Origin of the sequence: Affinundibacterium fentianense, from assembly GCF_018139545.1 — a bacterium.
In the GTDB taxonomy this organism is placed as follows: domain Bacteria; phylum Pseudomonadota; class Gammaproteobacteria; order Burkholderiales; family Burkholderiaceae_D; genus Undibacterium; species Undibacterium fentianense.
In genome coordinates, this window is record NZ_JAGSPJ010000003.1 from 218,625 (window position 1) to 240,306 (window position 21,682).

The window sequence follows — 21,682 nt, forward strand, 5'->3', positions numbered from 1 at the left end:
ATCTCATATTTCATCTTTTTTGTTGAATTCGACTGATCATCTGATCCGAAGCAAAAACATGCTACCTGCTCAAGATGCCTTTAAGAGTCTATTTATGAATATTGCTTGCATATCAAATTTTCCGCACATTGTGCGCATGTTGGGCCTAGGCGTCGCGCTCGCAGGATCAGTACATCAACAGGCGGTTGCGTCAGACAATGTTCCCGCTGCCGCGCAAAAGCAGGCGATTGTATTTAAGGGCGCGACTTTGCATCCTGTCACGGGGCCAGCCATTCCGAATGCAGTGATGCTAGTCGAACGAGGGCGCATCGTTGCACTCGGAACGGATGTGGCGGTACCTCCCAATACAAGGATAGTCGATGTGAGTGGCAAACATATCTATCCGGGTATGATTGCGGCAAATACCGTGATCGGACTCGCCGAAGTGCAGTCGGTTCGAGCTACTTTGGACTACGCCGAAGCGGGTGCAATCAATCCTAATGCACGCGCTTTGGTCGCTGTAAATCCAGATAGCGAATTGATTGCAACTGCGCGTGCTAATGGTGTGTTGGCTGCATTATCTGTACCTGCTTCTCCTGCTGGTTTGATCACGGGCACTTCTGCCTTGATTCAACTTGATGGTTGGACTTGGGAGGATATGTCGATACAGGCCGAGTTGGGCTTACACATCACTGTGCCTGCTATGCGGTTTAATCCAGAACTGTACCCAGCTCCTTTTGACAGTCGTTTAGAGGAAATGCGAAAGTTAAGTGTGCAGCGAATTAAGATGCTGGAAGAAGCATTTGATGCCGCACTGGCTTACCGTGAGGCACGCGCGCAAAATCTCGCAGGTAAACCAGAGGCGACTAAAGTTGATGTGCGTTGGGAAGCGATGTTGCCGGTGTTGAGTGGGCAACGTCGTGTATTTTTCCATGCACAAGATGTGAATCAAATTCGGTTTGCGCTCAATTTTGCACAGCGTTACCAACTCAAAGCCATCATCGTTGGTGGTGCTGATGCGGCAGAGCTTGCTGACAATTTAAAGCAGCAAAATGTCCCCGTGATTATTACTGGTATTCATAAATTGCCGCTTCGACGTGGCGCTGATTATGACGTGTACTATTCACTAGCTGCCAAGTTAGCGAAAGCAGGTGTGTCGTTTTGTATTGCGCGTGCAGGGACGGATGACGATGCGCCGAATGAACGCAATCTTCCTTATGAAGCTGCGGTTGCTGCGGCATTTGGATTAGACCCTCAGGAAGCCTTGAAAGCCATCACAATTTATCCTGCGCAAATTCTTGGGGTCGCGGATAAGTTGGGATCACTTGATGCTGGTAAATTCGCAAATTTCTTCATCACTGATGGCGATCCTTTGGAGACGATGACGAATGTTGAACAAGTGTATATTCAGGGACGCAAAGTGGATATTAGTACTAAACAATCCCGTTTAACGGATAAGTATCGTCAAAAATACCTGCAAAAATCGCAAGCGGAATAAGTCAGCACCTTGGGCGGCTCTGCTATCCATGATGGACCGCGCATATGAAATTGACCTGAAGCTGTCGTAAGACACTTCAGGTTTTTTTTGCGGTATTTTCTTGAATAATGGTATGCTTTCCAACTTGTAATTCACCCACTAAGATGCGTCTCAAAATTTGGCTTGATGACAGTAGAAATACCTCGAATACTGTCTCCATCGAATCAGCTATGAAGAAAAGAAATAATGCCTAACTCGCTTCTCCATCTTGCGCAATTAATTAACGATCGATCGCTTCATCATATTTTTCCTGAGGGATTGTTATTGTTATCAGCCAGCGGAAAGCTTACGCAACTGAACCTCGCAGCGAGGGAAATGTTGCAAGCTGATCCTGTACAAGAGATAGACGCAGCGCACGAATTGAATGATCTGAAAGAGTGGGAATTCGTCGATCTACTAACGTCAACAAGTCGCACTGTGTTTTTAGCCGCATTGCCCACTTTGATTGAGGGACAGCGGCAAATTCTAGAGTTGGAATATCGTGGATGGCAAGGCAATCTCGGTTGGGCAGAATTTAAGTTTTGTCCGATTCTAGATCTCGATAAAAATCTCATCGGGATTTTTGTCATTGCAAGAGATATCAGCAATCAAAAGGAAATCGCGCTCTCGTTGCAGCAATCTGAACAGCAATTTCGCACTTTAATTGAAATCATTCCTCAACAAATTTGGACCGCTGATGCGCTTGGAAATCTCACCTTTGCGAATCAACGCACCTTGGAATATTTTGGCGTTCGACTAGATCAAATTACTGGTTTGGCGTGGGAAAGTTTAGTGCATCCAGATGATCGCCAACATGTTGTTCAGCGTTGGCGACATAGTATTGCAACCGGCGCTGCATACGAAGTGGAATTTCGCCTTCGCAGAGTGGATGGCGCTTACCGCTGGCATATTGGCTTGGCCTTGCCTTTGCGCGACCAGCATGATCAGATTCAGCAGTGGTTTGGTTCTAGTACCGATATCAATGTCAGCAAGCAAAACGAAGTCGCGTTACGTGAGAGTGAACGTAATTTGGCGGCGGCACAAGCGCGGGCAAAAATGGGCAGTTGGCAGCGCGATCTAATCACCCAGAATACAGTCTGGTCGGCGGAGCTTTATCGTATCCTCGGATTCACGCCAGGTTTGAATACGCCTGGAATTGAAGAAGTGCAGGCGAAAGTATTTGCTGAAGACCGTGATGCCTTTGCGAAGATGTATGAGGAATATTTGCTCGGCGGAAGTAAACAACTCGATTTTCGTTATCCAGGGAAAAATGGCGATTGGATTTGGATCGAAGCGAAAAGTGAAACTTTTTATGATGGTGCAGGAAATGCGATTGCCTTGACGGGAACAGTGCAAGATATCACGGAGAGAAAGCAGCTGGAGACTGCAATCGCGACCTCTCGACAATTGCTAGCGGAGTGTCAGTCAATTGCGCAAATTGGTGGGTGGGAAATTGATTTACGCTCTCGAAAATTAACATGGACCGACGAAACCTATCGCATTCATGACACGACGCCGCAAGAATTTAATCCGAGCGTAGAAGCCGGGCTTGATTTCTTTGTGCCAGCGTCGCGTCAATTGATCGAAGAAGCATTACAGCGTGCGATCAATTTGGGGGAGCCATATGATCTTGAGTTGGAAAAAATTACGTTGAAAGGGCGTCGCATTATTGTTAGAACGACTTGCAACGTCAGTATGCACGATGGAAAAGCGATACGATTGACGGGCATTTTTCAGGATATTACGGAACAAAAGGCGGCTCAATTAGCGCTGAAAAATGCCTATGCAGAGTTAGAGCATTCAAACAGTATGTTGGAGCACATCGCCCATTATGACGCCTTGACCCACCTGCCGAATCGAGTCCTTCTTGCGGATCGCATGCAACAAGCGATGCTTCAATGCCAGCGACGTGGCAATTCTTTGGCTGTTGCGTTTCTCGATTTGGATGGTTTTAAGAGCGTAAATGATGTCTATGGACATAGTGTCGGGGACGAATTATTGATCCAGATAGCCGCCCGTTTGCGTGCCGCCTTGAGAGAGGGGGATACCTTAGCACGTCTCGGTGGCGACGAGTTTGTTGCGATTTTATCGGATTTAGAAAGAAGTCAAGACTGTGAGCCTGTGTTGGCGCGCCTGCTTCTGGCAGCCTCCGAGCCAATTGAATTGCATCATGCGAAATTACAAGTCAGTGCAAGCATTGGTGTGACGATTTACCCTCAGGATGGCGTTGACGCAGAGCAGCTGCTGCGCCATGCAGATCAAGCCATGTATCTGTCAAAGCAAACTGGGAAAAATTGCTATCACTTGTTCGATGTCGCGCAAGATGCCGCAATTAAAGTTCAACGCGATGATTTGACCCAAATTCAAATGGCGCTGATCCACCAAGAATTTGTTTTGTATTACCAACCCAAAGTGAATATGCGCACGGGGCAGGTTTTTGGGGTGGAGGCTCTGATTCGATGGCAACATCCGGCGAAAGGCCTATTGCCACCGGCAAGTTTTTTACCAACGATCGAGAACCACGCTTTTAGTATCGAATTAGGTGAGTGGGTGATGGCGACCGCGATGGCGCAAATCGCACATTGGCAAACATTAGGCTTAGATTTAGCAGTCAGCGTTAATGTAGGTGCTTTGCAATTGCAGCAAGCTGACTTCACGCAACGATTAGAAAAATTACTCGCGCCTTACCCACGGTTTTTGTTGGAAAGACTGGAGCTGGAAATTCTAGAGAGTAGTGCACTAAGTGATATTGAGCAGGTGACGAGGGTGATCGAGCGCTGCCAATCGCTTGGAATATGCTTTGCTTTGGATGACTTTGGTACTGGCTATTCATCGTTACGCTATTTGAAGCAACTGCCAGCGCAAATCCTCAAGATAGATCAAAGTTTTGTGCGCGACATGCTTGAGGATGATGGAGATCTAACGATTATTAAAGGCGTGATTGGATTGGCGTCAGCGTTTCATCGTTGTGTTATTGCAGAGGGAGTGGAGACTTTGCAGCATGGCGAAAAATTGTTGTCGATTGGATGTGAAAAAGCGCAAGGGTACGGTATTGCAAAGCCAATGCCCGCGCAAGAAATTCCAATTTGGATCCAGCAATGGACGGTGCGATTCGCTGAAAAAGGGATGCATGGATAGGCGAATCGTAGAGATAGTCGCTAGCTTCGCTTTATCGATTCATTTGATTTATACAAGGAAATAAGTACGAACATGCCTGAGCGATGATCGTACTTTTTTCTTACGTCATTTGCAAAACGAGAATGTGAATTAGGATCGAATTCATTTAATCGACCAAGCAAACGTAATGCGCTTTGCATTTTGTGCTTCGGCAGATTCGGCGATCGCGGCATTGCTTGCGCCATCGAAGCGGCAGTTCTTCAGCGCAGCAATCGAAGCGCGATCCAGTTTCACATAGCCACTAGACTCTTCAATTTTTGCATCAATAACCTTGCCACTGGCGTCGGTGGCAAAGCGTAATTTGACCGTGCCTTTTTCATCTCCACGTAACATGCTTCCGTCGTATTCTGGCATGCTACATGCGTTATTTAACCATGGATTTTTTGTCTCATTTGCGTGGGAATGCATAGCGCCAGCAGACAAAGCAATGGCGATAACAAAACGAGAAATAGCGTGAATAGTTTTCATAGCAGCTCCAATAAGGTTGAGGATCGGGCGACTCCGCAGAACTTGTGATTCCAATGCGTTGTCGATGGAGTCAATATACGTGTTGAAATGTCGTCTTCAAAATTGTTATTTTGTATGGGTATTATTTCGAAATCGTATAAAGTGCAAAGCTGTTTTTAGAGTGTGCTCGCATGGTGCAACGTGCATTTTTTTGGCGCAAATTCTTCACGATTTCCGTGCAAAGCTCAGATCAAATTGAGCCTGATTGGAGCATTTGCATCGTGATAGATTGGTTTGTGTTAATTTGGTGCGCAGCAAAATATTTCGACAAATTCTTAGAAATCTGTGTTTTTTTCGGAACAGGGATCGCGGTCTTGACGCAAAATTGCCAGGTCTGTGGTGCAAGCCACGGATTTTGTTTGTCCCCATGTTAGGCTGTAGGTGATTGTTCAATGAAGAATAAAGTGAAGTATGGAGAACGTGGGTTTGGAAGTAATGAATGCAAAAATAGACGAGGGTGTCGCAGTCGATCGCCGCTTGGACTGGCGATTTTGGGTGGCAGAGAGCTTAATCCTTTTGTTGACGCTCGCTCTTATTGGTATCCGTTCCTACCGTGTTGTGAATGATGAAAGTCGCTTACATCTTGAGGGGGAATTGAGTTTGGCCAGCGTAGAATTGATTCAAGACGCGTTGAAAAAAAACAAAGGCGTTTTTAATACATTGCAATTTGAGGATTCGCCCGGTGCAGGCGCGGCAGCGACGATTATTCTCGACAAAATAGAAGCTTTGATACAGCAACATCAGTTGCGCACTGAAGCGATAGGGCGTTGTGCTTCTGCCTGTGCCGCCGCATTTTTGTTGGGATCTAGTCGGAGTTTATTGCCGACTACAGATAATGCGCCGACTTATTTGATGATTCATGCGGTTCGTCATTTTCGAACCCGTGAAGTGAACTATGGTAAAACTGAACAGATTAATCAGAAAATAGCGAGCAAGAGTCTCGGTAAGTTTCCCTTAAAGCTATTGAACCGAATTTTCGATGACCAAAAAGGAACAGGTGACGGTGAGATCTATATCTTTCGTGAACCGCAACGAACACCGCAAGGTATGCATCAAGTGTTTGTCTGTGATGGTCGTCCACATCGCTTAATTAGTGAATGTGAAGCGTTGCCCAAAGTCACACCACAGTCCTTGGGGATTCGTGTTGCTGACGCGAGCCCGTAGTAGTTGATTGTCGCAGTTGTTGATTGTTTATGTCGTGGTGTTGTCTCGCAGTTGAATCTAGTGTCAAAACTGGGAACTCATTCGTCTTCTCATAGTCAATCAGGAGTGTGGCATGACGCATCAATTGATTAGACTGACAGATAAGGGCCAGTAATGCAGGATTTTCGATAGAAGAGTCGAGCCAAGAGTGTCAATAACAGCCATAGAAAACAAATAATTTTTGAACTTACCCACGCCAGCAGAGGAGCAAACTGTGAGTCAACTTAAACAATTCAAGCCCAAATTAGTGAAATTGTGCCTTTCCGCGACTTTTGTTGGTGCACTTGTGCCAATTTTGCCAGCAAGTGCAAGTTCCGAGCCGATAGCCGCGGAGGGGACAACAGAAACACGTTTACTCAGACAGCCCACAGTGTCAAAAGATCACTTGGCTTTTGTTTATGGTGGCGATATTTGGTTAAGTGATCGTGAGGGCAAAGCGGTCAAGCGCTTGACGCAACATCCAGCAAACGAATTTGCACCTAGTCTTTCGCCTGATGGACGTTGGATTGCTTTTTCTGCCGCCTATGACAGAAATATTGATGTGTATGTGATGCCAGTTAGCGGAGGTGAAGCACGTCGCTTAACTTGGCATCCAGGTGCGGATGTGGTGGTAGGCTGGAGTCCCGATAGCCAACGCATCTTATTTTCATCTGGACGGGAGATTGCAGTTAGTCGTAGTACCAATTTATTTGAAGTCAGCCTGCATGGTGGTGCCGAACAAAAAGTGATGGACGCCATTGCATTTGAAGGCAATTGGTCAGCGGACGGAAAGTATCTTGCTTATCGACCATTTCCACAAGCGTACTCAGGATCTAGCGGTTGGCGGCAACATCGTGGAGGTACGACCCCGCCAATTTGGATTATCGATTTGAAAGCCAAAGAATTAGAAAAAATACCGCATGTTAATGCGAGTGATAAGTCGCCAGTTTGGATTGGTGATGATATTTATTTTATTTCTGATCGACATGATGGTGCCGCGAATTTGTTTGTTTATCATCGGCGCAGTAAGCAGGTTCAACAATTGAGTAAAGAGACACAATGGGATATTCGTAGCATGAGTGCTTTCGAAAAACGCATTGTGTATGAAGCGGGCGGTGTATTAAAAGAGTTTGATACGCAGAGTGGACAGACTCGGACTTTAAGCATCGATTTGAGTTTGCAAACGGCACAGGCAAATCAGGTTCGCCCACAGTGGAAAGACGCAAGTCCGAATTTGACATCGGCTAACTTGTCACCGACCGGGAAGAGAGTGCTGGTGACAGCCCGTGGTGAGGTCTTCACAGTCCCCGTCAAGGATGGATCGGTTCGTAATTTGACTGAGACCTCTGGGATACGGGAAAAAGACGCAATCTGGAGCCCCGATGGCAAGCAGATTGCGTATCTATCTGATGCAGGTATCACGCACACCATTGTCATCAAGAATCAGACTGGCGAAGGCAAGCCGAAGACCGTCGCATTGGGAAAAACTGGTTATTTCACGTTGCTGGAATGGTCTCCAAATAGCCAGCAAATCGTTTTTCAAGATAACCACCTGCAGTTATTCGTACTCAATCTCGCGAACTCGAAGGTCAGCAAAATCGATGAGAGTGCGAGACGGGCGGCATTTAGTACTTCGTTTTCCAGTGATAGTCGCTGGCTAGCCTATACCGTCGTGGGTGACAATCATTTTTCGCAAATTAAACTTTTTGATTTTGTGACAGGTAAGAGTACGACCATCACAGATGGATTGAGTGATGCGGATCATCCCGCCTTTGCTGCTCAAGATTATTTGTACTTTACCGCTTCGACCAACGCTGGCCCAACTCATGTTGGGTTGGATATGTCGAGTCAAGAAAGACCACTACGTCATGGCATCTATGCAGTCGTGTTAGCAGCCGATGGTAAGTCTCCGATGCTACCGAAAAGTGGTGATGAGGAAGTAAAGGTGGATGTCAAGCCTGCGATAGAGAAAAAGCCAGAAAGCGCGAATGAGTCGAAAAAAGACGATGCCTCTAAAGCGATAGTGAAAACTGTCAAGATTGATCTCAAGGGAATTGAGCAAAGAATCGTTGCTTTACCTGTGGCGGAGCGGAATTACTCTAATTTATTGGTAGCCCATGATGGGGCATTATTTTTTCTTGAACAACCGCAACCAGGCGCGAGCAATGAGGTACCCACTGAGCGTACTCCAAATACAGCAAATTTGATGCGATTTAATGCGGAAGAAAAGAAAGTTAAGTTGGTCCGCGCTGGGATTCAAGAATATGGTTTAAGCGCAGACGGTAAGAAATTACTCCTGCAATCGGCTGGAGCTAAATTGGAAATAGCCGACGCTTCTGAGAAAATTGATGCGAAACCTGTCAGCCTCGCAGGATTGAAAATGCGCGTTGATCCGCGTGCAGAATGGCAGCAAATTTTTAATGAAACCTGGTGGATGCAGAAAGAGTTTTTTTATGACGCAAACCTACATGGCTTGGATTGGAATGGCATCTATCAACGCTATGCCGATCTGTTGAAATACGTACAGAGAAGAGAGGACCTAAACGAATTACTGGTTGAAATGATTGGCGAGTTACAAGTAGGACATAATCGTGTGGGGGGAGGAGATATTCATCAAGAGACTGCGGTCTCGGTCGGCTTACTTGGCGCGGATCTAGTTCTTGAAAATGACCATATGAGAATTAAGACGATCTATCAAGGGGATCGTTGGAATCCTTTCGTCCCTGCGCCTTTGGCAATACCTGGCTTGGACGTGAAAAGCGGTGACTATATTGTCGCGATAGATGGAAAGGCTGTGGATCGTAATACAAATATTTACGCCTTACTTGAAAATAAAGTGGGCAAGCAAGTGAATTTGTCGATTGTACGTGATCTACAGGCTAAGCTAAGTCATACCATTACTGTGCAACCAATTGCGAATGAGGCTGAACTACGTCAATGGCATTGGGTAGAAAAAAATCGTGACTACGTGCAAAAGAAGACTGACGGTAAAGTCGCCTATGTCTATTTGCCAAACACGGGAGGAGAAGGCTACCAATACTTTAACCGTATGTTTTATGCCCAAGCGGACAAATCGGCATTGATTATTGATGAGCGCCGGAATGGTGGTGGGCAGGCAGCAAACTACATTACCGATGTCTTGAGTCGTCCTTACTTAGCGGGCTGGAAAGACCGCGATGGCATGATTTACGAAACGCCGGGAGCAGCCATTTATGGTCCGAAAGCGATGCTGATTGATCAAGATGCAGGCTCGGGAGGTGACTTTTTACCTTATTCGTTTAAACGCTTGAAGCTGGGGGATTTGATAGGGAAGCGCACTTGGGGAGGCTTAATTGGTATCTCCGCTAATCCAGCCCTAATTGATGGCGGAAATCTCGTTGTGCCATTTTTCCGGTTTTTTACGCCTGACAATGCTTGGCGAGTTGAGAATGAAGGTGTGGCACCGGACATCGATGTTGAACTTGATCCTTTGGCCGTCAATCAAGGACGGGATCCGCAATTGGACGCCGCCATCGACAATGTTTTGACCAAGCTGAAAAATTATCGCGACGTGAAATTACGGGTGGCACCGCCGATGCCGACGAAGTTGGGACAATAAACCCCACCGTCCGCGGTTTTCATTTAAAACCCGTACTTTGTTGACAGAGTACGGGTTTTTGTTTGGTGCCGATATAATAGCCGCTTAGCCTGAGCGAGTTAGCGTCGCCGAATCACTATTTGAAATACATGAAAAATTTGAAAATTGCTGGAATCATTCATTGTAAAAACGATTGGGCGCTGTGCGCTGTTTCGATCTCCTATGCCTTATTGAATCACGTGGATGAGGTGTTTGTATTCAACCAAGGAAGTAGTGATGCAACTGCTGAAGGTTTAGAGCATCTACGACAGTATTGGGGAAATCGATTGCATGTATTCCATATCCCTGATCAAAATGTGGAGCAAAGCATTGTTGCGAATACAATGATACAGATCGCGGCACAGGTGAAGCCAGATTGGGTCTATGTATTCGATGCGGATGAATTTTTATTGCTTGGAGATGGACTCCAGTCAACGCGTTTGCATGATTTCCTTGCCACCGTCCCAAGTTCACAACGAGCTGTTCGCTATACGTTGAAAAATTTTATTTCGATGCATGATTTTGATGAATGCGACTTGCAACACTATCGTCGATTGCGATTTGTCTCGGTTCCACACTCTGAATACAATCCCAAGAACGCTAGTCAAACCATGTATAGCGGTGAAAAAACATTCTTTGATTTTGAATTTCCAAGCAAAATCATTTGTCGCTACTCACATTTCCTAAAATTGAATACCGGGGCGCATACTGCCACGCATTTTGGTGGTGGTGCCAACGCTGAGCGTAACGAGCCTATGCTGTTTGCTGCCCATTTGCCGATGCTTACCAGAAGCCGTTTAGACAAACGCGCAGAACATGGAAAAAAATTGATGGATTTGGGTAATCCTTGGTATGCAGGATGGCAACAGCAACTTGTTTATCGTTTGCAGCAAGAAGACCGACTGGATTGGTTTTGGAGTCAGCATTCAATTGATTCGAAAATGAGCGAACAAGCAACGCGTCAAAAAGCAAAAACTGATGACTGTTTGGTGCGAGCACTCGAGAGTACTTTGGGTTTGTTAGAACATATTTTCGAGTCGACTCAGCTACACCATTTTCGAGGTCGTCCTATTCAATCGCAAGCTGCCAATGAGACCCACTTGCCCTTGAGTCAGGTATTGGCTCTCACGGGAGTATTTCAGAGACAGACGGAAATTAGCCTTGCTGCGTTGCAGCGAAAGTAAATTTGGATTTTGGCGGAAAGATGATTGTTGGTCATGGCTTGATTGCACGTAGTTTTGCATCGTATTTAAAGGATTCCGCTGATATATGCTTATACGCAGCAGGTGTTTCGAATTCTTCCACCGATGTAATTGTAGAATTTGAACGCGAACGTCACACTTTGTTGAGTGCGATCGCTGCATTGGATTCGCAGCAGCACATTATCTATTTGAGCACCTGTCATCTGGTCGAAGATGGGGCAGCGCAAACACCTTATATGCGACACAAGTTGGCGATGGAAGAAATTGTCCAGACTTGTCCATCTTTTTTGATTGTGAGGTTGCCACTGGTTGTTGGCTATTCCAATAACCCGCACACCTTGTTAAATTATCTGGCGAATCATATTCGAAGATCATATCGCTTTACAGGATGGACGACGGCACGTCGTGGATTGATCGATGCAATGGACATGGCGCGTATAGTCAACGCAATTGTACAGAATCGATGGGCGCACAATTGTATTTTGAGCTTAGCAGGTCCACAGATCTACACCGTACCAGAGATTGTTTCAACGATGGCGGAGGTCATTGGGCGTGACGCCCTCGTCGACTGGCAGCCTAAAGTGTCAGATTTTAAATTGAATCCGCAAGTGACCTTAGATTTTGCTGACAGAATTGGCATGAAATTCGGCGAAAACTATCTCTTCAATACTCTGCACAAGTACTATTCGACCATGTATGCTGAGTGACTACTTAAATTCAGATCATTTGAATGGGGATGTTGAAGGTCGGCAGGCACGCTCGGTTATGTCATGCTTGCGATTTTTCGATGGCAGCTTTCCTTCGCCCATTGAACAGCTAATTGACCTGTTCTAATCCCGTTGGCTGAACCGTGCATTTCCTCTTTTGATCCAAACGTGTCATTGTACTTTTTTTATTTCAAGCTTATATTGTAGTCGGCTATTCAATCTCGTGACTTGAAATCACGACATGTCGACGGGAACTTGCCCTACCGTTGAATAAAATTGACACGGTTGGCGTGTCAACGCTGCAGGATGTATTGCACGATGCGTCATAGAATTACATTCGCTACATCACTCACCATCGAGGAGCAATCCATGATTCGACAATTTTCTGGTTTCGTTTTCACCGCTCTATTTTGTACTTCACTCGCCGCTTCGCCGGGCACACCGATTGGCGGGATCATTGTGAAGGGAGGCAAAAATCCTGGTGGTCAGATGATACAGCGCGCATTGACAGATAGTAATGGGCAATTTCAAATTGAGTTTTCAGAAGGGGGGGAATACCGCCTTAGTTTTGAGACGGGAGACTCAAAAGTCGAGGCGCGGAATAGTTTTGGCGAAAAGCTCAATGCTGGTCTTGCGCTTGACTACACTGTGGTGAGCAAATCGACTGCAGGCCGGCATACACCGTTCCACAACAAAGTGACAAATGGAATGATGTTAGTGACTGTGCCCGAGGGAGGAGGGAGTATGCGTGGGGTATTAAGCTCAGGCGACGCAACGAGTGCAACTGCATCACCAAGTTTGGACCGTGCTATTAATGAATCCGGTATTAGTGTGAAATCTGAGCCGAAAAAAGGCGTCAAAAAATGAGGGCATAGACCAAGCATCTTCATCATTGATTGGTCTGGTTTTGATCATTAACTAAAATAAAAAAAGGCGATGCTTTTACGCACCGCCTTTCTTTTAGTTCAGGTTAATCGGAACTCGATTATGCTTAGAACTGATAACGCGCACCGACTTTGAAGTAGCGGCCAATTGCACCGCTTGCATCCATCGGATTGTAGCTCAATCCACCGTAAGTCAGCGGATCCAATGGCGCGATCTTGTCTGTCAAGTTTGTAATGGATCCGAACAATTGCAACTGCTTGCTGTAGTTCCAGCGAACTGACAAATCCAAGGTTGTGAAGGAAGGCAACACGCAACCATTTGGTGCATCGCTACCATTTGCAAATTTGGATGCGCACAAGTCACCCGCAAATGCGACGTTTTTCATGTCTGCACGATAATTTGCTGTCGCTGTGACATTCCAATCGCCCTTGTCCCAAGATGTCGTGAAATTGATCTTGTCCTTCGGTGTTCCAGCGCAATTTGACGTATCGCAGTTACCATGTGTGCCTGCAAATTGGTACTGAACTTTCTCCGATTCAGCACGCAACCAAGAAGCAATATGGGTCCAAGTCAGCCCCATAGTCGCGCGACCATATTCGCCCATATTGACACGATATTTTGCATCCAAATCTAAACCTTTGATTTCGGTATAGCTAGAGTTGCGATACGGCGCCTTGGAAATTAACAGTGTGCCTGAATTAGGAACAACAACACCATTGATCACCAAATTATTATCCGCGCGAATTGCGGTTGGCAAAGCAGCAGCTTCGTTGTACGGCAATGGATTAATTTCATTGCTACGCTTAATTTTCCATGCATCTAATGACATGGATAAATTGTTGACAGGTTCCCAAATCATACCCAAAGTGTAACCTTTAGATTTTTCTGGTGACAAGTTAGGATCGCCGACTTTTACTGCTGCAACTGATGCTGCACAATCCGTTGCAGTTGCGCCAGGTGCGGGTGTGCCGTTTGGACAACGAATCGGATCACGTGCAGTCGCCGTACCAGTACTTTGGCTTTCTGCGCCAGATTCAGCTGGTCCTGGAGCACGGAAGCCTTCGGAATAAGTGCCACGCAAAGCGAAGGTTTTGCTAGGAGTCCATTTTGCGCCGAGTTTCGGTGTAGTCGAGCTGAAACGATCGTATTTGTCGTAACGCGCTGCAGCTGATAACTCTAAATCTTTGATGATCGGTGCAGCCAATTCGACGAAAACCGCAGAAACTTTGCTATCGCCCTTGGCAGCAACATAACTAGCATTGATCGCACCGTTTTCTGTTCCACTCAAAGAAGGATTGTTGAGTTTTTCTTGACGGTGTTCTGCGCCAACCGCTAAGCCCAACATACCGCCAGGCAATTCCATCAATTCACGTGAAGCCTTGACGTCGACGATATCAAGTTGTGTGGTTGATTCGGAAGTTGCGGTACGTACCATTGCTGAGTACAAAGAGCTAGGATTCTTGCTAGCTTGTGCACCGATATAGTAAGGGAAGTAAGGGCTCGTTGCATCGCCCAAGCCCGCCTTCACCACGGCCATATTCAACATATTGGTATAGGCTAAGTGTAATTTGGATTCAGAATGGACAAATGCTGTATCAAAATCCCAACCCGCAGCCACACCTTTTAAACCGACAACAAAGCGATTAAATTCGTTGTTTGCATTACGTGTGCTTGGACCCACATCAAATGCGGAATAACGTACACGAACTGGTACGCCATAAGGATTTTGTGGATGATTTGCGGCTAATACAATGGTCGTGCCAGCACCTGAACCATAGTTGATGACTCCACTAGGATTACTTGCATTCGGAGGGAATGCGACGGTTGGGGTAATGGATGGTGGAACCAAAGTAAATGCTGTGTCACGTTTTGAGTAACCTAATTCCGCATAGGCTTGTAAATCATTGTTGAGTTGCCATGTGCCACGAGTGTAGAGATTGACACCGTCGATTTGTGGTTGCATAGAGCGGAATTGGTCAGCGTACCATAGGCAGCCGCCTTTAGGATCTTGTGGGCTCGCAACAGAGAAAGATGCGCAACCTGGCAGGCTGACATAGGCCTTGGAAACAGGATCCAACAAGGAGCCTGTTGGGCTTGGCGAACCTGAGGAGGTGATGTGTCCTGCTGCAAATTGGGATGCCATTGCATAACCCCATGGACGAATATCGCCGTGGCCAATCCACGCGCGATCTGCACGATCCTTATTGAGAATTTCGTCAGACTTATAGACTTCCGCATTGACCAAAATATTGTAGTTATCTTTATTGAGGTCGCCGAAGCCCACAGTCAAAGAGCCTTTTGCTTGATTCTGGTCAGAATATTTTGAAGTGCCGTAATTGCCTTTCAAAATGACGCCTTGGAAGTCTTTGCGCAAAATAATATTTACCACACCTGCGATCGCGTCGGCACCGTAAGTCGATGATGCGCCATCTTTCAAGACTTCAATGCGATCAACTGCTTCCATTGGAACAGTCGATAAATCGGTAAAGCTTTTTTGTCCATCGTCAGCGCGCGCGAAGGGTGCCATACGACGACCATTCAACAGGACTAAAGTCGATGTTGCACCTAAGCCGCGTAATGAAATTGCTGTAGAACCTGCAGCAAAACCATTTCCGAAACCTGTAGGTAATGAGCCAGCCCCATCCGCTGTCAATGTTTGCAAATATTCTGCAACGGTTGCTTTGCCTGATTTTGCTAATTCTTCGCGACCAATGACTTGGATAGGTGAGGCTGTTTCTGTTTGTGTCCGTTTGATACTTGAACCCGTCACTTCAACACGTTGCGGTGCAACCGTGTTTTGAGCGAGTGCTGTTTGTGCCATGCTGGCGATCGCCGTCGCGAAGGCGAGGGAAAGTGCCTGTGCTAATGCAGTTTTCTTGAACATAGTGAACTCCAAAGGAAGGTCTTAAAAATCAATATTTTTAAATTGAAAATAGCTTTGAGAGCCTGATGGGGAAATCAGGTTGCGAGCAGCTTATCGGGGCTATTTCAACTATTTTGACTAATATTTTTACTTAAAGTTTTAAGTTGTGAAAAATATTTATCACGGGGGCGTATCAGACCACTTTATGAAGTGAGTTGTCAATATGAAACAATGATGGACTATCTTAAAACAACACTGCGAGGCAATTTACTTGTCATTTCAAGCCATTTTTTTTAATGAAAGCTCGTATGGAGATCGATTCGAGCATGGAGGAAGTAGAGACCAGTTAATGATGTAATGTATTCATTGAATTACTTAAACTATCCGACCACTTAGGTGCTATCAATTCCCGAACAGGAACGAATGAGTGGCCGTGTGCCAGACTGGTTCAGACTGTCTCGGGGCTATTGAGTTCCCCGAGGTTGGTGTTTTTGTCTCTCGATGCGATGTTGACGTCGGTATAGTCCTTGGCAGTTTGTTGCATGCATGGTGCATCGTATCGGCGTACCGTTGCTGTTTGACTGAGTGTCTTATTCCACGGAAATTGACTCTATGCTTTCTATTCTGCTTGCGAACAACGGCAAGCGGCCTGCATCCCGTTCCCACCCAAACAGAAAACGATTAGCACCACCACAGACTCTGCCTTGGCAGGCGCCCATACCGCATCGTGTATGGAGTTTTGCTGCGCGCCAGTTCTTTCGCTCTTGGAGCTGGGTATAACGCACATCTTCGCATCGACACACTATCGTGTCGGCTTGGCACAAGTGTCGAAGTTCGTCTCTCAATCGGAAGCAGTGGTCAAGTTGGGCTGCAAATTTTTGCCATCGCTTGCGTTCGTTTGCGAATGATTTTGCTTGCTCATCTTGTCCGGTCGCTGCATAGCCTGCAATGCGTGCTTCGACCAGCGCGAGATCGACACCGCCGACACCGCAGATTTCCCCTGCGGCGTAAAGGCCTTGCACGGAAGTCTGTTGTAGCGCATCGACAATCACTCGTGGATGGGCGCTGAGATGGTGTGATTTTTTCTCTGTCGCATCGCTCGGCAATGCTGCGTTGCATGAGGCTGGGTTATCCGTGCTGAGTTCACAACCGAATGCGGCACCCAGGTCACTATTCGGTATTAAGCCAAACCCGCAAGCGAGATAATCGCATTCAAGGGTAATTTGTTGGCCCCGCACTTTTGCAACAAGCTGTTTGATTTCTGTGTCGCCATGTGCCGAGACGACGTAGCTATCATAAAGGTATTGTGTGCTTCGTAAGCGTAGCGCAAGTTGAAGTGCTTGCCAGATTTTGCTTGGCGTTGCGAGCAAATGCAGAGAAAATTGACGCAATTGGCTCAAATTGCTTTGTTCTAAAATATGTGTCACGATCGCCCCACGCTCGATCAAGCTCGCTGCGACTGCGAGCAATAATGGCCCGCTGCCCGCGACGACGATCCGTTTTCCAGCGACAGGGTAACCCCCTTTTGCCAGAGCTTGCAGTCCACCTGCACCGGTCACGCCAGCGAGAGTCCAACCAGGAAATGGCAGCAATAATTCACGCGCACCGGTACACAAAATGAGTTTTTGCGCATGAAAATGTTGTGTCCTCGCGCCAGCTTGCCCTTCGGTGATGACATCAAAGCTGCCATCGGAATTCCGAGCAACATGTACGACTTTCGATTGAAAGTGAAAATGGATTTTCTCGTTGTTGCTGGTTTCTTTCCACAAAGTTTGCGCACGTTGATCCGCCTGTTTGTCAGCGCCACCACGCCAAATTTGACCGCCCGATCTTGGGTTGTCATCGATGACGTGGATGGCGCAGCCGCTTACTGCCGCGGCCGCGGCTGCGGCAAGTCCTGCAGGCCCAGCACCGATAATGAGTAGAGGGCATTCGATTGTATTCATGCTGGCACTCCGGTCTGTATTTGCATTTGATCAGCGCATTCTGTTTGGCATGCGAGTTGGTGTGGACTTTGATTAATGGTGACGCGACATTCCTGACAAATACCCATACCACAAAGCGGTGAGCGCGATTCTCCTGACACAGAGCGTCGAGTGTGCAGTACGCCGCAGTGCGCTAGAGCTGCCGCGACAGTGATCCCAGTGGGGACTTGGAATGGGCTACCGTTGATATAAAGCGTGATCAGGTTTTTCATCTGTAAACTTTGCGCGATGTGAACGAATTAAGTTGATACGTTGTTCGTACTGAAAAAGTAAATGGGCCGAAGGTAGGATTGCGATACGAATTATTTATTTTTCTGCTATCAATGCTTAAAAATTGATCGAAATTTTTTAGAAGTCAAGAGAAGCATTCGGGAAATTCATCGGCTATTTGATTGACTCGTCAATGCTGTCAATTTGGGAAGCATCCGATCTGGCCAATATGGCTGAATGGGGATTTTGCTTGCTTCGCCGCAGATTTGATTTGTGAGTATTTCCGCTGTTGCGAGTGAGGTGGTGATACCTAGGCCCTCATGTCCAGTGGCGACCCAAACATGGGGGCGGTTCGGATGAGCACCAATATACGGCAAGCCATCGGGTGTCGCCGCGCGAAAGCCAGTCCATGTTCGGATAGCACGTAATTGGCTTAGCGCGGGAACGTAGCTAGTTGCTTGACGTAACATTTTGGACAAAATCCCGATATCGATTTCTTTGTGTTGCACGTCAAATTGGCGTGATGAACCGATAAAAACTTGCCCAGTGGGCCGCGGCTGCAAATTGAAAGCAACGCTATCGCCATCGCTCGCATGGGCGTTCTTGATATAGGCAAGCTCGACCAATTGATGCTGGATGAAATTGGGATAACGATCGGTGATCAGCAAATGCCCTTTTTTGTAGCGCAAGGGCAAATCGTCAATCAAGGACATTGCTGCGATGCCGTTCGCAACCACTATTTCTCTGCCACGCACGCTTCGACCATCATCGAGCATCACCGCACCATCCTGTAATGCGGTCACTTTTGCTTGGCAAATCTGTGCCCCTGCTTGGATTGCGCGTTCGAGCAAGCATTCCGCACTTTTGGGTGGATAGACCAAGCCATCTTGGTGTACCAATAAGCCGCCAGCAAGACCCGTTCGTAATTCGGGCTCTAAACGATACAGCTGTGCTTGATTTAATATTTCACAACTGATGCCATGCTCTTGTAATAGGCGCTGTTTGGCGGTCGCTGCGTGCATTTCTTCTTCATCTGCTGCAACCCAAATCGTTCCACACTGACTGTATTCGTGTGCACGATGTCGTTGTGGGTCTTGTCCCAACATATTCCGCCAAAGTTCGAGTGAATAGCTGCTCAATGCCAGTTCAGTCGGATTATCATCCATGACGACGAGGTGTCCCATGCCTGCTGCAGTCGCGCCACCACCGATGGTGTTCGGCTCAATTACGCAGACGGCCAAGCCATTCGCGGATAAGCTTGCGGCGCAAGCGCAGCCAATGATCCCCGCTCCGACGATAATCACGTCGAACTCTGTTGTGTCAATCATTGTGTCGGACATCATTGCGGCAATTGCCAAATGTGGCATCGTGTTGTTGATTTCATGGTGTGGTGCATTCGATAGTTGGTAAGCCGAGCGAAAACTTGGAAGAATAGCGAACGGTGCGTAGAGATCTTACCGAATTCCAAATACAAACGGATCGTCTGGATGGAGGATCAATTTTGCCTCTGCATTCACATAGGCCGTGCCACGTATGCTTGGTTGAATTTTTCCTTCCTGCGAGCTGGGTTGGAAACTGCCTTCAAACACGCTTCCGATGATGCTCTCTTGACGCCAGATTTCGCCTGCTTTTAATTTTCCATCCGCCGCGAGGCAGGCAAGTTTAGCGCTAGTTCCCGTGCCGCATGGAGAGCGGTCATAGGCTTTGCCTGGGCACAGGACAAAATTTTGACTATCGTTCTCGATTGAGGTGGCGGCTCCGAATAACTCGATATGATCGATCTCAGCGCCATCGTCACCGTGAATTCCAGCGACCTTGAGCGCCTCTCGGACACGCCAACTAAAACTGGTAAGCGCTTCGACATTTGCGAGGCGCATATCTTGTGCATGATCCGCAACTAAAAAGAACCAGTTTCCTCCCCAAGCAACATCACCTGTGACGGGGCCATGACCTTCTACTTCGACCGTGACGGCATGTCGCGCGCGATAGGCTGGCACGTTGTGGACGGTCACGCTATGGTCTGCATGCAGTTCCGCTTCAACTATTCCAACTGGCGTATCGATAAGATGGCGTCCAATAGAAAGTACACCTTGGTAAGCCAAAGTCGCGACTAAGCCTATTGTTCCATGCCCACACATGCCGAGATAGCCGACATTATTAAAGAAAATCACACCGACCGAACAATCTGGATGATACGGTTTGCATAGCAAAGCGCCGACTAGCACATCTGAGCCGCGCGGCTCACAAACGACGGCGCTGCGGACATGATCGAATTGCTCTTTAAATATTGCGACGCGTTCCGCCAAGTGACCACTGCCCAGTTCAGGTCCTCCTGCAACGATTAACCGCGTTGGTTCGCCGCCAGTGTGGGAGTCGATAATATGGATAATTTGCGGTGTTGCTGACATAGTCCTATTTCCTGATGAGTTTGATTTCAGTTGGGATGCGGGTTACATTCGATTGTTGAGTTAAGCATCACCGTCGTTTCTATGGCGAGTTTTGCTCAATTCGTGAGAATGGCACTTGAAAAATGAAAGTGTAATCCCTGAAAAAAGGCTTGTCTTGCTGGAATGCCACATCGTGGATGCCGATTTGCGCACAGTGAAAGGACTTAGTATTCTTGACAATTGAAGCGCTAAAGTGATGACTAGGAAAATGTTGTGCTGTTGAAGTGGCTTCATTCAAGCGGATAAATTGCTTGAGTTTGAAGGGGAACCTAATGCAGAGTGGCGCGTCCAAAGTGCGGTTATCCGTTGAATTCGTCAACAAGAAGAGAATACAGGAAGAGAAGAATGATCGATTTTCGTAGTGATACAGTGACACGTCCAAGCCTCGCTATGCGCGCCGTGATCGCCCAAGCAGAGGTGGGGGACGATGTGTATGGTGATGATCCGACTGTGAATGCCCTAGAAGAAAAAATGGCAAGTTTGCTTGGGATGGAATCAGCGATGTTGGTTGCCAGTGGTACACAGAGTAATTTAATCGCGCTCTTGACCCATTGTGGACGAGGCGACGAGTACATTGTTGGACAGCAGTACCATACTTATCTTTATGAGTCGGGTGGCGCTGCGAGTTTGGGGAGTATTGTTCCACAGCCAATTCCCGTGGAAAGTGATGGCAGTCTAGAACTTCAGAAAATTGCCGCTGTAGTCAAACCAAACGATATTCACTATGCAAAGTCCACGCTTTTGAGCCTAGAAAATACCCATCACGGAAAAGTTTTAAGCAATGAATATTTGCACCGTGCAGTCGAATTAGCCCATAGTTACAAAATGGCAGCACATTTAGATGGCGCGCGGATTTTTAATGCCGCTGTGGCACAAGAAGTCCCAGTTCGCGCAATTACCGAGGTATTTGATACGGTCTCTGTGTGTTGTTCGAAAGGGCTGGGCGCGCCGATTGGTAGTGTGCTGTGTGGCTCGCAAGAATTCATACAGAAAGCGCGGCGTTGGCGCAAAATGGTCGGAGGAGGAATGCGCCAAGCTGGATTGATCGCGGCTGGAATCGATTATGCGCTCGACCACCATGTCGCAAGGCTTGCGGATGACCATGCCCATGCACTCTTACTGCAAGAGTCACTCCAACAGATTCCGGAATTAGAAGTTGAAACAGCGCATACAAATATGCTGTATGTCGAGTTCGCTTCCCATGAAGTTGGCCTACAAGCCGGGCATTATTTGCGCGAGCGTGGTATACGCATTTCTGCAGGGAAGCGTGTACGATTGGTGACCCACCTAGATATTAGTCGAGAGGATATCGTCCAATGTGTTGCGGCGTTTAAATCATTTTTCCACAATTTGCATTGATTCTTCAGCACGATCTTGACGCAGCGATGTTGGAGGTCGTCCGACCC

The 21,682-nt window shown here is 47.1% G+C and carries 14 protein-coding genes; 8 read left to right on the top strand and 6 right to left on the bottom strand.

Annotation, left to right across the window (positions count from 1 at the left end; genetic code table 11):
* Positions 1–58: 58 nt before the first annotated feature.
* Together KDM90_RS08710 and KDM90_RS08715 are read left to right on the top strand one after the other, a co-directional pair.
* The gene (locus KDM90_RS08710) at positions 59–1,477 is read left to right on the top strand and encodes an amidohydrolase family protein (protein ID WP_212675215.1); all 1,419 of its coding nucleotides are present in this window, start codon (positions 59–61) and stop codon (positions 1,475–1,477) included.
* Between the two features lie 225 nt (positions 1,478–1,702).
* A complete protein-coding gene (locus KDM90_RS08715) occupies positions 1,703–4,633 on the top strand; it encodes a bifunctional diguanylate cyclase/phosphodiesterase (protein WP_212675216.1) in 2,931 nt (976 codons plus the stop codon).
* A 141-nt stretch (positions 4,634–4,774) separates the two neighbouring features.
* Here the strand turns inward: KDM90_RS08715 and KDM90_RS08720 are convergent, their stop codons facing one another.
* Positions 4,775–5,140, bottom strand: a complete 366-nt coding sequence (locus tag KDM90_RS08720; protein WP_212675217.1) for an energy transducer TonB family protein — start codon at positions 5,138–5,140, stop codon at positions 4,775–4,777.
* 474 nt (positions 5,141–5,614) lie between these two features.
* On the opposite strand from KDM90_RS08720, the gene KDM90_RS08725 reads away from it, so the two are divergent.
* From KDM90_RS08725 to KDM90_RS08745, 5 genes are all read left to right on the top strand, one after another.
* On the top strand, positions 5,615–6,343 hold the full coding sequence (locus KDM90_RS08725) for a hypothetical protein (protein WP_212675218.1): 729 nt from the start codon (positions 5,615–5,617) through the stop codon (positions 6,341–6,343).
* 253 nt (positions 6,344–6,596) lie between these two features.
* Positions 6,597–9,959, top strand: coding sequence for a S41 family peptidase (locus KDM90_RS18290; RefSeq protein ID WP_212675219.1), 3,363 nt, complete (start codon positions 6,597–6,599; stop codon positions 9,957–9,959).
* A gap of 128 nt (positions 9,960–10,087) precedes the next feature.
* Positions 10,088–11,161 carry a glycosyltransferase family 2 protein gene (locus KDM90_RS08735; RefSeq protein WP_212675220.1) on the top strand — a complete coding sequence of 358 codons (1,074 nt, stop codon included), beginning with the start codon at positions 10,088–10,090 and terminating at the stop codon, positions 11,159–11,161.
* Positions 11,162–11,181: 20 nt separating this feature from the next.
* On the top strand, positions 11,182–11,886 hold the full coding sequence (locus tag KDM90_RS08740) for an NAD-dependent epimerase/dehydratase family protein (RefSeq protein ID WP_212675221.1): 705 nt from the start codon (positions 11,182–11,184) through the stop codon (positions 11,884–11,886).
* Positions 11,887–12,255: 369 nt separating this feature from the next.
* Positions 12,256–12,753 (top strand): hypothetical protein, encoded by a 498-nt coding sequence (locus KDM90_RS08745; protein ID WP_212675222.1) that lies wholly within the window; start codon positions 12,256–12,258, stop codon positions 12,751–12,753.
* 124 nt (positions 12,754–12,877) lie between these two features.
* Here KDM90_RS08745 and KDM90_RS08750 read toward each other — a convergent pair whose 3' ends face one another.
* The 5 genes from KDM90_RS08750 to KDM90_RS08770 all read right to left on the bottom strand — a co-directional run bounded on the left by KDM90_RS08750 (position 12,878) and on the right by KDM90_RS08770 (position 20,237).
* On the bottom strand, positions 12,878–15,655 hold the full coding sequence (locus KDM90_RS08750; protein WP_212675223.1) for a TonB-dependent receptor: 2,778 nt from the start codon (positions 15,653–15,655) through the stop codon (positions 12,878–12,880).
* A 569-nt stretch (positions 15,656–16,224) separates the two neighbouring features.
* Positions 16,225–17,580, bottom strand: a complete 1,356-nt coding sequence (locus tag KDM90_RS08755) for an NAD(P)/FAD-dependent oxidoreductase (protein WP_212675224.1) — start codon at positions 17,578–17,580, stop codon at positions 16,225–16,227.
* A complete protein-coding gene (locus tag KDM90_RS08760; protein WP_212675225.1) occupies positions 17,577–17,831 on the bottom strand; it encodes a (2Fe-2S)-binding protein in 255 nt (84 codons plus the stop codon). Before KDM90_RS08760 ends, KDM90_RS08755 begins: the two co-directional genes overlap by 4 nt.
* Positions 17,832–17,996: 165 nt before the next feature.
* Positions 17,997–19,196, bottom strand: a complete 1,200-nt coding sequence (locus tag KDM90_RS08765; protein ID WP_230409700.1) for an NAD(P)/FAD-dependent oxidoreductase — start codon at positions 19,194–19,196, stop codon at positions 17,997–17,999.
* Between the two features lie 87 nt (positions 19,197–19,283).
* Positions 19,284–20,237: a 4-hydroxyproline epimerase gene (locus tag KDM90_RS08770; RefSeq protein ID WP_230409701.1), complete on the bottom strand. Its 954-nt coding sequence runs from the start codon at positions 20,235–20,237 to the stop codon at positions 19,284–19,286.
* Between the two features lie 384 nt (positions 20,238–20,621).
* Here KDM90_RS08770 and ltaE point away from each other — a divergent pair, with 384 nt between their 5' ends.
* Positions 20,622–21,635 carry a low-specificity L-threonine aldolase gene (ltaE, locus tag KDM90_RS08775; RefSeq protein ID WP_212675226.1) on the top strand — a complete coding sequence of 338 codons (1,014 nt, stop codon included), beginning with the start codon at positions 20,622–20,624 and terminating at the stop codon, positions 21,633–21,635.
* The last annotated feature ends 47 nt before the right edge of the window (positions 21,636–21,682 follow it).

Bases quoted from the DNA above. Each gene is read 5' to 3' on its own strand.
- KDM90_RS08710 (WP_212675215.1), top strand. From the start codon at position 59: ATGCTACCTGCTCAAGATGCCTTTAAGAGTCTATTTATGAATATTGCT.
- KDM90_RS08715 (WP_212675216.1), top strand. From the start codon at position 1,703: ATGCCTAACTCGCTTCTCCATCTTGCGCAATTAATTAACGATCGATCG.
- KDM90_RS08720 (WP_212675217.1), bottom strand. From the start codon at position 5,140: ATGAAAACTATTCACGCTATTTCTCGTTTTGTTATCGCCATTGCTTTG.
- KDM90_RS08725 (WP_212675218.1), top strand. From the start codon at position 5,615: ATGAATGCAAAAATAGACGAGGGTGTCGCAGTCGATCGCCGCTTGGAC.
- KDM90_RS08735 (WP_212675220.1), top strand. From the start codon at position 10,088: ATGAAAAATTTGAAAATTGCTGGAATCATTCATTGTAAAAACGATTGG.
- KDM90_RS08740 (WP_212675221.1), top strand. From the start codon at position 11,182: ATGATTGTTGGTCATGGCTTGATTGCACGTAGTTTTGCATCGTATTTA.
- KDM90_RS08745 (WP_212675222.1), top strand. From the start codon at position 12,256: ATGATTCGACAATTTTCTGGTTTCGTTTTCACCGCTCTATTTTGTACT.
- KDM90_RS08750 (WP_212675223.1), bottom strand. From the start codon at position 15,655: ATGTTCAAGAAAACTGCATTAGCACAGGCACTTTCCCTCGCCTTCGCG.
- KDM90_RS08755 (WP_212675224.1), bottom strand. From the start codon at position 17,580: ATGAATACAATCGAATGCCCTCTACTCATTATCGGTGCTGGGCCTGCA.
- KDM90_RS08760 (WP_212675225.1), bottom strand. From the start codon at position 17,831: ATGAAAAACCTGATCACGCTTTATATCAACGGTAGCCCATTCCAAGTC.
- KDM90_RS08765 (WP_230409700.1), bottom strand. From the start codon at position 19,196: ATGCCACATTTGGCAATTGCCGCAATGATGTCCGACACAATGATTGAC.
- KDM90_RS08770 (WP_230409701.1), bottom strand. From the start codon at position 20,237: ATGTCAGCAACACCGCAAATTATCCATATTATCGACTCCCACACTGGC.
- ltaE (WP_212675226.1), top strand. From the start codon at position 20,622: ATGATCGATTTTCGTAGTGATACAGTGACACGTCCAAGCCTCGCTATG.